At 36.6% G+C, this 16,281-nt stretch carries 11 protein-coding genes; 8 read left to right on the top strand and 3 right to left on the bottom strand.

Annotation, left to right across the window (positions count from 1 at the left end; translation table 11 throughout):
• Positions 1-2 precede the first annotated feature (2 nt).
• The 4 genes from GBH57_RS08520 to GBH57_RS08505 all read left to right on the top strand — a co-directional run bounded on the left by GBH57_RS08520 (position 3) and on the right by GBH57_RS08505 (position 1,676).
• A complete protein-coding gene (locus tag GBH57_RS08520) occupies positions 3-317 on the top strand; it encodes a hypothetical protein (protein ID WP_151674060.1) in 315 nt (104 codons plus the stop codon).
• Positions 318-326: 9 nt separating this feature from the next.
• Positions 327-947: a hypothetical protein gene (locus tag GBH57_RS08515; protein WP_151674058.1), complete on the top strand. Its 621-nt coding sequence runs from the start codon at positions 327-329 to the stop codon at positions 945-947.
• Positions 948-949: 2 nt separating this feature from the next.
• Positions 950-1,195: a hypothetical protein gene (locus tag GBH57_RS08510; RefSeq protein ID WP_151674056.1), complete on the top strand. Its 246-nt coding sequence runs from the start codon at positions 950-952 to the stop codon at positions 1,193-1,195.
• 103 nt (positions 1,196-1,298) lie between these two features.
• Entirely contained in the window at positions 1,299-1,676 is a 378-nt protein-coding gene (locus GBH57_RS08505) for a hypothetical protein (protein ID WP_235904673.1), read from the top strand.
• Here the strand turns inward: GBH57_RS08505 and GBH57_RS08500 are convergent.
• The 3 genes from GBH57_RS08500 to GBH57_RS08495 form a co-directional block, all read right to left on the bottom strand.
• The gene (locus GBH57_RS08500; RefSeq protein ID WP_151674052.1) at positions 1,645-2,376 is read right to left on the bottom strand and encodes a hypothetical protein; all 732 of its coding nucleotides are present in this window, start codon (positions 2,374-2,376) and stop codon (positions 1,645-1,647) included. The two genes, GBH57_RS08505 and GBH57_RS08500, sit on opposite strands and share 32 nt — an antisense overlap.
• A 50-nt stretch (positions 2,377-2,426) precedes the next feature.
• Positions 2,427-2,558, bottom strand: a complete 132-nt coding sequence (locus GBH57_RS16290; RefSeq protein ID WP_262714254.1) for a hypothetical protein — start codon at positions 2,556-2,558, stop codon at positions 2,427-2,429.
• An 86-nt stretch (positions 2,559-2,644) separates the two neighbouring features.
• Positions 2,645-5,500, bottom strand: a complete 2,856-nt coding sequence (locus GBH57_RS08495; RefSeq protein WP_151674049.1) for a TrlF family AAA-like ATPase — start codon at positions 5,498-5,500, stop codon at positions 2,645-2,647.
• A gap of 148 nt (positions 5,501-5,648) precedes the next feature.
• Here GBH57_RS08495 and GBH57_RS08490 point away from each other — a divergent pair, with 148 nt between their 5' ends.
• The 4 genes from GBH57_RS08490 to GBH57_RS08475 all read left to right on the top strand — a co-directional run.
• Complete coding sequence (locus GBH57_RS08490; protein WP_151674047.1) at positions 5,649-6,101, top strand: hypothetical protein; 453 nt, start codon at positions 5,649-5,651, stop codon at positions 6,099-6,101.
• A gap of 4 nt (positions 6,102-6,105) precedes the next feature.
• Positions 6,106-7,065 (top strand): hypothetical protein, encoded by a 960-nt coding sequence (locus GBH57_RS08485; protein WP_151674045.1) that lies wholly within the window; start codon positions 6,106-6,108, stop codon positions 7,063-7,065.
• Positions 7,065-7,994, top strand: coding sequence for a zonular occludens toxin domain-containing protein (locus tag GBH57_RS08480; RefSeq protein WP_151674043.1), 930 nt, complete (start codon positions 7,065-7,067; stop codon positions 7,992-7,994). The genes GBH57_RS08485 and GBH57_RS08480 overlap by 1 nt, the downstream gene beginning before the upstream one ends.
• 419 nt (positions 7,995-8,413) lie before the next feature.
• On the top strand, positions 8,414-16,281 hold a 7,868-nt coding region (locus GBH57_RS08475), incomplete at its 3' end, for a DUF11 domain-containing protein (protein ID WP_151674041.1).

The raw sequence follows: 16,281 nt of genomic DNA, 5'->3' as shown, positions 1-16,281 counted from the left end.
CAATGTATAAAACTAAGAATATAACCAAGGATGCGCTCAAGGCGTTGAAGATTAAAAATCAAGATGAAATTGTAGATCTCACAGGTAGCAAACTTGATCCTGTAAAGGCTTGGGAAGTAATCAAATCAACTTCTGAAGATTTTAGCAAGTCTGATGTAAAAGCACAAGAAGCAGATATGCTTTTATATGAGATGCTGCATCCTAAAATGCAACAGAAAGATAAACGCAGTGATGCTAAAGAAATCATACGCCTTCAAGAAAAAGAACGTGCCAGAGCGTTAGACTTACTGGAACTAGAATTATTAATCGCAGCTTAAAAATAAACGATGACCATACAACAATTACAAGCGCTCGATATGAGCAATGTGCAGCCTGAAGCTTTACAAACTGCTGTGCAGGACATACTGGATGACTACAAAGAAACTAACGATAAAAAGGCTTTTGAAGAGATTGCCAAGGAGAATATTGAAAAGGTTTTTCTGTTAGTGGAACGTCTCGCGCCTAAAGCCATAAAAGCTGAGAAAGCCGAAAAGAAGCAATCCAAAGAGACGTCTAAAAAAGAATCATCCGATTCTAAAAAGGATGCTCCAAAAAAGGACAAAGAACCTACTAAAACTGTCAAGAAAGAACTGGATAGTTTGAGTAAAGACATCAAGGCGTGTCGGTTAAAAATCAAACGCTTTAATGAAGAAAAGCGTAAGAATGAGCCTAAGAAACCCAAGCCGATGCGCCACACTAAAATCAAGAATCATTTTATCGCGATTGCTAATTTGATTCCGCCAGCGCATAAGGATAATGTGAAGATGCAAAAGGAAGCCGAGAAGATTCTGCTCCGTGCACACAGAGGTATTATGAATACCTACGGAATCAACTTTGTACGTGCCGAAGCTGGCGAAAAAGACATTAAAGCCAAGTATGATAAAATGGAAGAAAAAGCCACCAAATAACTATGAATAAAAAAGTATTAATCATTACAGGCGCTGGACTCGCAATAGGTTTTGCCGAAGCGCTTATCTATTACAATTTAGGTAAGAATGACCCATCGAAGGAATTCAAATTACAGATACCCAAAGGTGCCGAACTTTTAAAAACTACCGGTATCATTATCGTGACCTCTCTAGCGACAGCAGCGCTTTCTAACGTTTTAGAAAATGCTATTGCAGATAAACAGGAACTCATCCCAATAACAACATAAGATTATGAAGAAAATAGAACATCAGGTTTTCCTGAAGAATAACAAGCTGGATAAGAAATTACTATTGCAACCTATTCAAGAAAAGATTGAAATCTTTGATAGAATGTATAAGCTACTTGAAACAGTTTCAGATTGTGAAAAAGGAAGCTTACTAGAACAACTTGAAGAGCTGGATTTAGAAATTCTTGAGGACATCGATGAAGAGTATGCCGATAAGCTTGAGTTTAATGAGATTGAAGATGCATTAGAAGAACATCCAGAACTTAAAAAAGTAGCACCTAAAAAGGAAGCTGCAAAACCTGCTAATGACGAAGCTATTTTAGAGGAGTTAGTAAGAATGGGACGTGTCCGAAATATTGCTGGTTCGACATTTCGAGATTTGGGTGTAAAAACGCAGTTGGGTTGGAATACTGTGATTGGGAAATATCGTGTGGTAAGGACTAGTGTTTTTAGGTATCGGTATGAGGTGGAGAGGATATAGCTTTTACCGATTTACTATTTGCATTAAAAACTCCCTCATTTTGAGTGAAGAAATGGAAAATCATTACTATTACAAACATCCATAATAAGCCAGTTTGAAGTTCTCTATAACCCATAAGTTCTTCAATCTGGTTTTCTTCTGTGAGATCAATATGTTCAATGAGTTGTTTGATTTTTTTAGGAGATATAAGGTTTGGTCTGTAACCTTCTTTACCCAATGCTCCTCTAAATTCTTCAGCAGTTCGCTCATAATTTCCGTTGTGAATAATATCAGCTAACATCTCTTTTTTTGCCGCTTGCATTCGACCCCATTTACCTTCACCTTGCCAAAATTCTAAAATTTTATAGACTTCTAGCATCGTAAAACTTTTTCTCCCTATTAAGTCATTTACTTCAAAATAGGTTTTGAATTGTTCATTAAAAGTAGTTTTTGATTTGAGTCCAGTTATTTGGTATAGCACCTTTTTAGGAATACGTTCTGTGAATAGTGGCTGAAATCCAGCTATTATTTCTTCGTTTTTGATGTCTTTAGAAGGAGTCTCCCATAAATCTATGACAGAGCTATAATGAGAAATATAAATTAAAAAACGTCTGAACGATTTGAAATTATAATTAAGTAAGCAAGCTCCAATGAACCAATAGGGAATACCACTTTCCCAGGTTTCGTGAAATCTATCTATTTTATAGTCTTCTTTTGTCATAGTAACAATATGGTCGCAATGTTTTAGCCATTGCGACCATCAGTTTTGTATTACTTCTTTCCTTTAGAACCAGAGTTCCCAGTTTTACTTGAACTTGTTCTCGGTGGATTATTACCTCTGCCTTTTCCTGATTTGTTTACTGTTGCACTTGGTGCATTTTTTAGACCACTTGACTTTGCCATAATTTTGAGTTTTAATATTAATAATGGTTCAAATATATTAGGCTTTATTTAAGTGGATTGTAAACTTTGGACGATAGAGAATTTATTTAAAAACCGTACTTATCTTTTCTCAGTCGGAAGGCTTTCTCGCCACCCTCCATTACAGAAGTTATTTCCGACTTAATGATATTATTATCTATTGCGCCTTCAGCCTTTATTATACCTCTAGTTTGTGAACTAGAATCTTTATAATCACAGCATATAACAAGTTCTGCATCTCCATTCACAACTAGATTAGCATTATGACTTGTAAATATTAGTTGACGTTTTTTCTTTGCCTCCCATATACTCTTAATTATATTATCTATAGCTCTATTGTCAATATCATCCTCTGGTTGATCTATAAGTAACGGAATACCTGGTTGGTTCAAAAGTACTGTGAGTAATGCTGTTGCCTGTTGACCTGCAGAAGCATCTCTGAACGGAATTTCATCCCCTAATTCATTATTAGTTGTGTAATAGAATTCAGGATCGAAATCCAATTCAGTTATTGATAACTGTAACCAGTCGTCAGTCGTAATTTTAGCTTGGATTTTATATTTATGATCCTCTGTAAAGCCAGTAGAGTCCAAAATTGGAGTGACCGGTAAATCATCTGGATTTTCCTCATCAAGTTTGAATTCAGCCAGTAATCGTAATTCGTCTGTCACAGCTATAAACTCAATTATAGGGTCTTGATTGGTTTTGATGTGCTCCAAAAGAGCGTCGATACGATCCTCTCTTATTCTAGTTCCTTCTAAAATTGAGCGAAGCTTCTCTTTAAATACTTGTAAATTGATATTTTTAGTAACTTCTGCCTTGATAAGTCCATCAGAGAGTTCTGTAAATTTAGTGGCCTGAGTATTTAAAGTTGATACTTTTTCGAGATGGGAATCCTTCCACAAGGTTTTGTACTTATCGTAATCATCTTCTGGATTCCCCAACTCCTTTAATACTGACTTTCTTTCTGCTATAGTAGTGTTTATTTCTGCAAGTCTATCTTCTAACGTTTTTATTGTAGTAAGCTGATCTTGACTCAACTTTGATTTCCCTTTTGCGGCTTCGTATTGTATATTGAAAGCAGTTTCCTTTTCTTTCCACTTCTCAACCACAGAATCGTATTCCTTCAGATTAGATTCGCTAAAGACATCTTTTAATTCTTCTGTTGTCTTTTTGATTTTTTCAAATTTAGCTTTTACAACACTATCAAGTTCCTTGAATATTTCTTGGTTTTCAACATTTTCTAAGCTAGTATCTATCGGCTCGGGATATAGTTTAAGTAGCTCTAATAAGTCGTCTGCTTTTTCTTCGAACAAGCTCAACTCGGTTTCTGTGTTCTCAATAATGGTTTTCTCAGACTCGTACTTTGACTTTTTATCAATTACAATTTGATCTTGTGGTGATATTCCTTTTAAAGAATCTCTTATTCCCTTAACCTGTCCGCTAATTGAACTGCCTTCCAATCCAAAATTTGTAATTTCTCCTTGTACTCGTTTTTTACGAACGAGTTGATTATATGAATCTCGTAATTTTACATTAGTATCATCTAATTTATAAGAGATACCTTCAAGAGTTCCTTTAATAGGTTGTTCTATAAACCTTTTTAATTCTTCAGTTTTAACACCAACATCACTTAATTGTTTCTGACTGTAGGACTGTATTGGTAGTACCTTTCTTATGTCCTCCTCGCTTACTCTTTGAAAATCGCCTTCTCCTATTTTAAGTAATATTTCTCTACTAGATGAATCTCTTTTTACTATATGCTTAACATTATTTTTGAGCATCGTTATTCTCACTTCGCCATCTACTGCCGCGAGCGTTTTCGTAATAAGGGTGTCTCTTCTCTTTTGAATAATATCTAACTCTTCATAATTTCCTGTTTTTACTGTTTGGTCACATAATCCCCAACGTACGTATTCTAAAATAGTCGATTTTCCAGTACCTCTTCCACCAATCAATGCATTATATTGTTCGTTGAAATTAAGAGTAAAACTTCCTAAAAATTTAGAAGCAGTAACATCTATAGATTCAATAAAAACTTGTGGAATTTCTGGTAGTATTTGAGAAATTCTAGATTCTTTAGCAAGACAAGCTTGACGTATAGCCTCAGCAGTAGGTTCTGCCCATTTCACCCAAGTAGAATAGGTGCCGAAATACCTTCCGTCTTCAAATCGATTGTCGGATGTCGAAAATAATCCTAAACTCTTATTGCCATAATTTACATCGCCCCCGTTTAGTTTGTTCAGGTAGCCTGCGTCACTAGAGATATCTTTATCGACATAACCTCCAACGCAAGGCATACTTTTGTAATGATCTTTATATCCATTTCGCATCACAGTATGCTGACCACTTTTGTTTACATTCGGTAAGATTATATATCTCCCTTTACAATAAGGGAGTTTATCTAAAGTACCGTAGAGGTCTTTAAAACTCTTTATTAATTCAGCTGGAATTTGATCAGTTGGTAGTGTTTCTCTATGGAATGGATCAGTTGGGAAAATGCCGATAAAATTTAATACTGCGTCAAGGTGACTATCACTAAAATCAGAATCTAAAATCAGAATGGCTTGGCTTGGTGGACTACTAATGGTAAGTTCAATGCCAGGAAAAACAGTAATCATTTTCTCAGTTTCACCAGTAAGTTCAAATATCTCATTTTCATCGTTAGCAACTTTTCTTAAATGCTTAACAAAAGTGACATCGTGATGGTCTGTCATCGCTATTGCATTGAGACCTGAATTTCTAATTTTATCTAAATACTCTTTGCAAAATTGTTCTCTTTTATCAATTAAATCACTTTTTTCTTCTTCAGTAAGTTGTTCCAGCTCTGGGGATTTCATTCCAAACCTATTTCCTGTCCAAGCAATATCCCTTGGGCTATGTACTTGAAAATCGCATTTATAAAATTTCGCTCCTTTATTCATTTATTGTTCAAATTTTAAACCCTACAAGTTAAAAAACATTCCTACCTACTCAAGTAAAAACCAAAGTAAATCTTCTATAAACTTTTTGTAAATAAATTGAAAAACAACTTTTAGTAGTTTGCCTGTCAAACAATTCGGCAATTGCCCAATGAAAAAGACAGCACACGATTACCACGATTTACAACAGAGTATAGATTCCTTGATTGGGAAGTTTGGACTTCAAAAAACTATTGAGGTTATTGATAGTTTGACTAGCAACACAGAACTTACCACTCAGGATAAAGAGAAAGTGAAACTCCTTCTCGTTTTTATTATTTCTCAAAGTATTGAAGTCTTTGATTTAAAAGAAGAAAACTTCTATACAAGTACGGTACAAGAATATCGTGAAGCTCGTATGTCCTGTTACTATTTGCTGAAAAAATATACTGATTCTAGTTATGCAAAGATTGGCGAGAGTTTTAAGCAGTCTAAACGTGCGATACTTTACAATTACCATAAGTGTGATGAGATTCTTTCCATCCCTCAATTCTACAAGCCTTTTGTAGAAAAATTCAAAATCCTCGAAAACAACATTATCAATTTTATCGCAAAATTGAACTAAGCCTATGCAAGACAAAATCGCTCAAGAGGTACAAGATGCCCTTACCGCAACTCCAGAAGAAATCAATTTTGAACAACTACAGAACGAAGATAGTAGTCCGCTTAACCAACCTGTAATTGAAAAAGACATAGGTGGCGAACGTCCTGTTGATGCAGATGAAGAAAAACAAAAAAGCTGGAACGTTTGGAAACCAGAGCAAGAGCATAAAACTCTTGATGAACTAGAACCTGGACGTAGCGGAAATACTCAAACCGATTTTAGAACTAAGGTGGAAGCCAAGGTCGAAAAGGAAAAAGAACAAGAACCACTTGATGCTCCAGAACAAGAAATCAACGGAAATGGTTTTGATACCGAAGCTGATGAAACCGCAGCCGACCAAGATTTTGAAGTTCCACTTGCACAAGCTAATCAAGCAGCCGATGCGATATTGGGAATGTCCAATAATGTTCTTGCAGTTGGCGGTGGTTACTTCGTAAAAATAAGAAAGCATCAAGAGTTCTATGAGTTTGAAGAAATCATTCAGGTTGTAGACCAGCAGAATGATAAAAATGTAGAACGCATCAAGCTTGATAAAGAAGATCAAGCTCTCTTAAGACCATTACTAGCTCAAGTCCTGCGCAAGAAGGCTAAAAAGCTAACGCCAGAACAGCAATTAATGGGTGCGGTTATTTCTATTTTAATGAAAAAGGCACAAGTCGTTATGGAAGTACGTGCCGAAAACAGTCTACTGGAAAATCGCATTCTGGACATCGTCCGTCAGGAAAAAGGAGAAACAGAAATAGAAGATGTTGAGGAGGAAGATGAAAATAAGGATGTTTCAGATGGTACGGATTCCGCTTTCGCGAAAGCGGAAGTAGAAAAAGAAATTAAACCAAAACTTACCATTCAAGATATAGAGGTTGAAGAAGTTGATGATGACATTCCCATCATAGATGTTGCTGAAGAACCACAAAACAATTCGTAATGTCTGGAATTGCATCAAATCGTGGTCGTAAGCCCATAAGCTATAAGAAGGAAGATTTAGAGCGTCAACCAATGATTATGCTCGTATGTGGAGAAACTGGCGTTGGTAAAACCTATCGCAACAAACAAGAGATCAAACACTATATGATGGATCATTTAGTAATGGGAAAGAAAGGTCGCAAGGTTTTGGCTTTTGATACTAACGATGATGATTACCCACAATTTAGAACTGTAAGCCCAAATCATTTAAAAGCACTTACCAAAGTCTCTTCAAGACGTATTCGTCCTTTTAATGCAGATGGTTCGCCTATGGATAATGACGAAAAAAAAGAAGTCATCACCAAGATTATGAAACACTATAAAAATGGTCTTGTAGTCTTAGACGATATCGACCATTATATGACAGGTGCAAAAGGACAGTCTATGATAGGTGCCCTTTGTACGGTACGTCATAAAGGAATTGATATTGTGCTCACACACCAGTCTGTAGCAAAAATCACAACCTCTGAATGGCAGAACTGTACTTGGTTGCGATTGCACCACCAAGTAGATGATGTGACGCGCTATCGAGAACGTATTCCTAAATATCAAATGGTGCGCATTGGTCAGCTTATCGTAGATGAGCAGTATGAATTATGTTCTAATGCTTTTGCAATGGGTAAGATTACTGAACTTGAATATAAAATCCAGAAGAGTTTCTTCGTGTACGTCAATATGCGAGAGCAACGCATTAAAGGTTGCAGTCGTGCTGCATTTATAAGAGCCTGCAAAAAGTTTATTGACCAAGAAGAAAGCCGTAAAGTCAAGATGCTTTTAAATGAACAGGATTTTGACGGAAATAACATTTACAAAACTAAGAACGAGGCTATTGTAAAATTGATTTCAGATAAGTTACGTTATCACGAGGATGGGTTGAATAGTCCGATGTAATTGGTGGAGTCAAAGGGACAAAAGTCGAACTATTTTGATGAGGATTTAAAGCGCATAATTCATAAAAATGTGAAATAAAATAATTAATTGGGCTTTTTCCTATTCGATACGGGGATATGCTTTTAGTCAATTTTACCATGTAAAAGTTTTAACTTGAGTCTTTTCTTTTTTTAAGTACCATATCAACTTATAGTTGATTTAATTTACAAACTCCATAGCCTTGTTTTTCATTTGAAATTCAATCATTAATTCATTTTTTTTAATTTGTAGTTTTTTATTTACAAAAAATTAACACTTAATCTGAAATATTTACATTTAATCTATTTTTTTATATTTTTATTAACAGAAAACTAAGAATTACATTCATAATAAATATTTTTGAGAATTATTATGCCTATAAACTATAAACTATAAATTACATGGATCATATCTACTCATTCAAAAAAGAAATTAGTTCGACTAGCTTAAAAAAGTTTGTCTTTTTTTCTATTCTATTTTTGTGCCAAATCTTTTACGTTAATGCGCAATCCTGTTCAGTAAATGCAGGTATTAATCAAACTATATGTGTAAACGAAGTTTTTCAGCTTGATGGAAATGGTTCAGGCACATTCGTAGATGGACCAACTTGGGAGCAAATTTCAGGACCTTCAGTATTCATTAGTGATCCTTCGGCAGATGATCCTATTATTTCAGGGGCTACTGCAGGAAATACGTATGTGTTTAGGTTGTTTGCAGAATGTGGAAACGGAGAAACACCTTCTCAAACTGTTAGTGTAAGTGTTTTACCAATTACAGTTGCAGACGCAGGAGAAGGTTTAGAGTCTTGTCCAGATAGTAGTGGTTCTCTTAATATAATTGGTAATCCAGCAGGAGCAGGAGAAACAGGTGAATGGATAATTTCGGGTGGTAACGCATCTGGTGTTGTAATAGCAGATGTAAATTCTGCAACAACATCGATAACACTGCCAGAAGGATCTGCAGGTAGCACGACTTTAAGTTGGGTTATTACAGGTGGTAATGGTTGTATGTCTTCAGATGATATAGTAATAACTAATTTTGGTGGAGTCGATCCTGTAGATGCAGGACCAGATGAAACATTGACAAATTGTTATACAATAAGCCAGAATTATAATTTAAACGGAAGTTTTGCAGGTAATGGTACAAACGGACAGCAAGGTACATGGACGTTTGTTAGTGGGCCTACAAGCCCAACTATTGGTGATGAAAATAATAATAATACAAGTGTTGGGCCTTTAACAGAAGGGACTTATGTGTTTCGATGGGATGTTGATGGACCTTGTGTTAGCGGTGACGATATAGTAACTATAACGGTTCCTCCTGCAACACAGGATGTAACAACAGCTTCAACAACAAATAGCGATCAGAGGTTTTGTGATGCTTCTATTACAGAAACAACCTTAATAGGTAATCTTTCAGAATTTGCAAATGAGACAGTGACTTGGACGCAAACAGGTGGTCCAGCAGCTACTATAGTAAATCCAAATAGCAGTACAACACAAGTTACAGGTTTAGTGGCTTCAAACTCTTATCAATTTACATACACTATATTAAATACAGTAACAAATTGTTTCTCTACAGCAGTAGTGAACATTAGTTATAATGTTGACCCAGTGACTATATTGGTTAATGGAGGCGATAACATAAATGTAAATTGCGATGAAACTACAGTAGATGTACCTTTTGCTTTTACGAGTGGTAATGTAACAGAATATAGTATTACAAGTGGTCCAGTAGATTCTGGATTAACATTTCCAACCAATTATGTAGGTGCAGGAGGTAGTCCAACTACAATAGATATATTTGATGTAGCTGGAACTTACACAGTTAATTTTAGAAGACGAAGAAATGGTAACTCACAGCAAGGTGGCTGTGATCAAGCTAATAGTTCTATAAGTATATTTATATCTGAATCTGTTCCTGGGACTAATGCAGGTACACCCCAAACTTTTGCTTGTGGTCAAATGGACGGAGGTTTAGTTGGGCTTGCCACAGAGGATGGTCAAACATCAGTTTGGTCATTAATTGATGGTCCTGATGGAATGACAAATGCTATAATTAGCGACAGATTCATTTCAGAACCAGGTTTAACGGGTCTAATACCTGGAATATATACGTTTAGTTATTCTGTAAGTGCTGGCCCTAATTGTTCACCACCTGCTGAATCCACAACAACTGTTACAGTAACTCCTACAAGTAACTTGCCAATTGAAGCAGGTCCAAATCAATTAATTTGTTTAAATGCAGATGTGCAATTAAGTGCAGATCCTTTATTAGATAGTCAACAAGGTTTTTGGACTGCAACTGGACCAAGCACAATTACGTTTTCAGATGTAAACGATCCTAATGCGATTGCTTCAGGTTTTTCTGTTGGAGATGCAACAGTAGCGAATGGTAATGAATATACGATTACTTGGACGGTTGATGAAGCGCCAGGGTTTTTAGATTGTGGAGCACCAGCCGTTGATACATTGATTGTTGAAACATTAGCAGACGAGTCGCCTACAATAGCTGACGCAGGAGATGATATATGTTTAAACGCTACAGATACCACAACAAATTTGGCTGCAAATCAAACAGTGCCTTTAGATGTAGATGAAACTGGAACTTGGACTCAAGTTTCTGGTCCTACTACTGCTGGTTTTGATGATGTAAATGATCCAATAACAGGAATAGATAATCTTACAATAGGAACCTATGTTTTTGAATGGACAGTAGAATTTACAACTCCAACAAATGGATGTCCTCCAACTACAGATCAAGTTGAAGTTATAGTAGCAGATATAGCAACAGTGATAAGTGCTGGTGCAGATCAAACATTATGTTTAGATCCAGTATTATTATCATTCACAATGAATGCTACAGATCCTGCACCTCTTGGAGGTACAGGGACTTGGAATTTAGTTTCTGGTCTTACAGGATTCACAATTGACAATATAAATAGCCCAACGGCAACATTTTCAGATTTATTAGATGGAGTCTATGTTTTCGAATGGGTTATAGATTATGGAGCTTGTACGAGTGCAAATGCTCCAGATCAAGTACGAATAGAAGTTGGTATACCACCAACCAATGCAGTAATTACTAGTGGAGACCAAGCATTATGCTCTGCTACAGATGGTACATCAACCACATTAATAGCTAACCCTTTACAAAATCCAAATGCAGAAACAGGAGCATGGTCAATTATAAGCGGTCCAAATACTCCAAGTATTGTAGTAGATCCAATGACTGTTAATGAAGCAACGGTTTCTGGTCTAATAACTGGTAGTTACGTTTTTAGATGGACAACAACAAGTGGTTCTCCTTTATGTGATAATTCTTTCGCAGAGGTTACTATAGATTATTTTCAAGAAGCATCAGCAGGAAGTGATCAGGATTTATGTCAAGCAGATAGCGTATTTTTAGAAGCAACTTCTGGAAGTACTGGTACATGGACTATAGTGTCTGTAGATGGAGATACTACTCCAGGTGTAATAGCACCATTTGCTCCAACTCAAACTCCAACAAATAATAATGTAGCAAGTGCTTCAATAGATCCCGGTTCTGTATATGTTTACGAGTATACTACAGATTACCCAAATCCAGGACCAGGAGCGCCATGTAACACTACAACTACAGTAACTATTGATAATAGTGCTGGTCTTACAGAAGAGCCTGATGCAGGAATTGATCAAGATATTTGTTTAGCAGATACTAATCAAGCAACACTTATGAGTGGTAATACTGTATTTCCATTACCTGCGGATGCTACAAATGCCCAGTGGAGATATTTATCTGGACCAGTACCTTCAGCAAATATCACTTTTACAGATGATAATACAGCTGTGACAATTGTTGATGGCATTACCTTGTCAGGTCTTTATATATTTGAGTTAAATTTCTCAATTGGTAACTGTGACGATAGATCTGATATAGTTAGAGTAGAAGCTTTTGAAGCACCAGGTCCAATAATTTTTGCAGGAGACGATCAAGATTTAGCTTGTCAACAAGATACACAACTAGAAGCCACATCTCCAGATATTGGTTTAGGTACATGGACATTTGTATCTGTGACTTCTGGTGCAACTACAGAAACAGATAATACTGGTGCTATGATTGTTATAGATAGTCCAAATAATCCAGCGTCAACTGTTTCAAATATTCCAGACGATTATTTAGGTGATGGAGAAGATGATGTTTATGTTTTAAGATGGACAGTGTCTAATGGTCCTTTTTCTTCTGGATCGTGTGCACCACAATTCGATGACGTAACATTAACTTTTACTGGAACGCCTCCTTCAATTGCAGCAGCAGGTCCAGATCAAGAATTATGTGATGAAACAGATACTTTTATGAATGCAACTCCTGTCACAGTAGGAGAAGGCACTTGGACACTCACTAGTGGTAATCCAGTAAATATAACGATGCCAAATAATCCAAATAGTTTAATTCTTGGACTGGCTCCAGGAGTATACGAATTTACTTGGACTGTAATAGGTGGAGGATGTGATTCTGAAGATACAGTAGAAGTTATTGTATATGATACTCCAGCAGTTGCAGAAGCAGGACCTAATCAATCTTTAGTACAATTCTCACCAGTTATTTTAGGAGCAGATCCAGCAAGTGTTGGACAAGGTACTTGGTCTCAAGTTTCGGGACCAACTACGGCTAATTTTATAAACCCTAACGATCCAAATACTGCAGTAACCAATACAATTGCTGGAACCTATGTGTTCGAATGGACTGTAGTTAATGGAACTTGTGCAGCAACTTCTGATCAAGTAACAATTGAAATTATACCTGTTTCAGATTTAGAATTATCTAAATCAGTATCTCCAACTACAGGAAATGTAGGTGATGTAGTGACGTTTACTATTGCTATTTTCAATAACAATGCTAGTGCGTCAAATTCTGATGCTACAGGTGTAAGCGTAGAAGACGTTTTACCAACAGGATATTCTTTAGTGCCAGGAACTGTTTCTAATTCTGGTTCATTCGATTTAGCAACGCAAACATTAACTTGGTCAGGTTTAGATATTGCCAATGGAGCAACACTAAATCTTACATTCCAAGCAACAATAAATGCTTCTGGACCATATGTCAATTATGCTCAAATTACAACAAGTGATAATTTTGATCCAGATAGTGACCCAACTACAGACGAAAATACTGATGAAGATGGTGATGGTGATGGTGATGATGATGATGAAGATACTGCTCAAATATCAATCGAGTCTGCAGATTTATCTTTAATTAAAACTGTAGCACCAACAACACCAGTAAGTGTAGGTGATACAGTAGTTTTTACACTTACAATAAATAATAGTGGCCCAGACGATGCTACCAATGTAGAAGCAGTAGACCAAATTCCAGCAGGATACACTTACCAAAGTGACGACTCTGGTGGAAGCTATAATACTGCGTCAGGACTTTGGACAGTTGGAACAATTGCCAATGGTACAAATGCAGTTTTAAATATTACAGTAACAGTCAATGCGCCAACAGGGGCAACAGACGAGTATGTGAATAGTACACAAATTACAGCAAGTGATCAAGGAGATCCAGATAGTGATTCAAACAATGATGATGGAGACCAAAGTGAAGATGATGAAGATAATGCTGAAGTGACATTAGATGTAGCAGATTTAGAAATCACTAAATCAGCATCTCCTGCTACAGGTTCAGTTGGAGATACTGTAACTTTTACAGTTCTAGTTGAAAATAATGGTCCAGGTGATGCTACAGGAGTAGATTTAGAGGATTTACTTCCTAATGGATTTGATTTAGTTCCTGGAACGATATCTAATTCAGGAGTTTTTATTATTGGAAACAATTCTATTGAATGGTCAGACTTAGCAATACTAAATGGTTTATCAGTTGCTCTAACATACGATGTTACAGTAAATGCTTCAGGAAATTATACAAATACAGTTCAAGTAACTGGAAGTGATTTAGAAGATCCAGATAGTGATCCAGGTAATGATGATGGCGACCAAAGTGAAGATGATGAGGATTCTGAAACATTTGATATTTTAGAAGCTGATTTAGAATTAACAAAAGGCATAAGCTTATCAAGTAGTTCGACACCTAACATTGGAGACACGATTACCTTTGAGTTAACGATTTCAAATTCAGGACCAGATGATGCGACAGGCGTATCTGTAGAAGATTTAGTTCCAATAGGATATACAATCACAGGAGGTACGATAAGTGACTCAGGTATAGCAACAGGGAATCAGATTGATTGGACAGGTTTAAGTATTGCTAATGGAACAAGTATCACATTAAGTTATGATGTAGTAGTAAATCCACCAACAGGTTTAGCAGGCGAGTATTTAAATAATGCACAGATAACAGCAAGTGATCAATTTGATCCAGATAGTGATCCGAGTACCGATGGTAATGTAGATGAAGATGGTGATGGCGATAGAGATGATGATGATGAGGATAGTTTTGAAGTTACACCACAAACTTCAGATTTATCGATAGAGAAGACAGTAAGTGATAGCACCCCAAATGTAGGCGATGTCGTAACTTTTAGTATTGCAATTAGCAATGCAGGAAGTGTAGCTGCAACAGGTGTTTCGGTACAAGATATAGTGCCAGGTGGTTATAGTAATATAGTAAATATTAGTGGTGTCGGAATAGCGACAGGCAATCAAATAGATTGGATGGGGTTATCAGTACCAGTAGGAATAGATACAGTAATCTTAACGTTTGATGCAACAGTAGATGCACCAACAGGCATCTCAGGAGAATACTTGAACGGTGTAGAAATTACATCGAGCGATCAGTTTGATCCAGATAGTGATCCAACAACAGGGTCAGGTGTAGATGATAATGGCGATGGTATAGATGACGATGATGAGGATACAGCAGGCGTAACGATCCAAGAGGCAGATTTAAGTTTAGTAAAGAGTATTGATACTACGAGTCCAAATGTGGGAGATACAGTAACGTTTACTTTAGTAGTAACTAATGCAGGACCAGATGTAGCCACCAATGTATCTGTTCAAGATATCTTACCATTAGGTTTTACTCTTACAGCGGTAAACAATGGAGGTATTCAAACTGGTAATCAAGCAGATTGGACAGGTTTAACAGTAGCAGCAAACAATGGTACAGTTGTACTGAGTTATGAAGCTACGGTGAATGCACCGACAGGCGCAGTAGGAGAATATACGAATGCTGCACAGATTACTGCAAGTGATCAGTATGATCCAGATAGTGATCCAACGACAGATAGTACAGTAGATGAAGATGGCGATGGCGATGGTGACGATGATGATGAGGATACAATAACGATTACACCAGCACAAGCTGATTTAAGTATCAGTAAAGGTTTAGCCTCAGGAAGTGCAACACCAAATGTAGGAGATACTTTAGTATTTGAATTAGTGATTACTAATGACGGACCAGATGACGCAACAGGTGTTGCAGTAGAAGATGTATTACCAATAGGATATACATTAGGAACAGTTAATGATGCAGGAGTTGCAACAGGAAATACAGCAAGTTGGACAGGATTGTTTGTTCCAGCCAATGGAAGTATAACAGTAACCTATGAAGCAACAGTGAATGCACCAACAGGCGCAGCAGGAGAATATACAAATGCGGTACAAATTACTGCAAGTGATCAAGATGATCCAGATAGTGATCCAGGTACAGATAGTACCGTTGATGAAGATGGTGACGGCGATGGAGATGATGATGATGAAGACACATTTAATATTATACCAGAAACAGCAGACTTATCATTAGACAAGACGGTTGTAGATAACAATGGCGCACCAGTAAATGTTGGAGATGTACTAACCTTTAGTATTGCAATAACAAATGATGGAACATCAGTTGCTACAAATGTAAGTGTCGATGATATTTTACCAATCGGATATACATTAGTATCAGGAAGTATAGATAATGGTGGTGTTTTCAATGCAGGAAGTACAACAATTACTTGGGATTTAGCGAGTGTACCATTAACAGGTACAGTAGTCAGTTACCAAGTAACGGTAAATGCACCAACAGGTACAATAGACGAATATAGAAATATAGCAGAGATTACAGATAGTGATCAGTATGATCCAGATAGTGAACCAGATAATGATGATGGTGATCAAAGTGAAGATGATGAAGATGATGAAGTAGTAGTTCCAACTCAAGCTGATTTAGAATTAACAAAAGGCATAAGCTTATCAAGTAGTTCGACACCTAACATTGGAGACACGATTACCTTTGAGTTAACGATTTCAAATTCAGGACCAGATGATGCGACAGGCGTATCTGT

Source organism: Patiriisocius marinus, from assembly GCF_008974325.1.
Lineage (GTDB): Bacteria > Bacteroidota > Bacteroidia > Flavobacteriales > Flavobacteriaceae > Patiriisocius > Patiriisocius marinus.
Note: the sequence above shows the minus strand (reverse complement) of the source record. Positions and strands in the feature narration are given on the sequence as shown.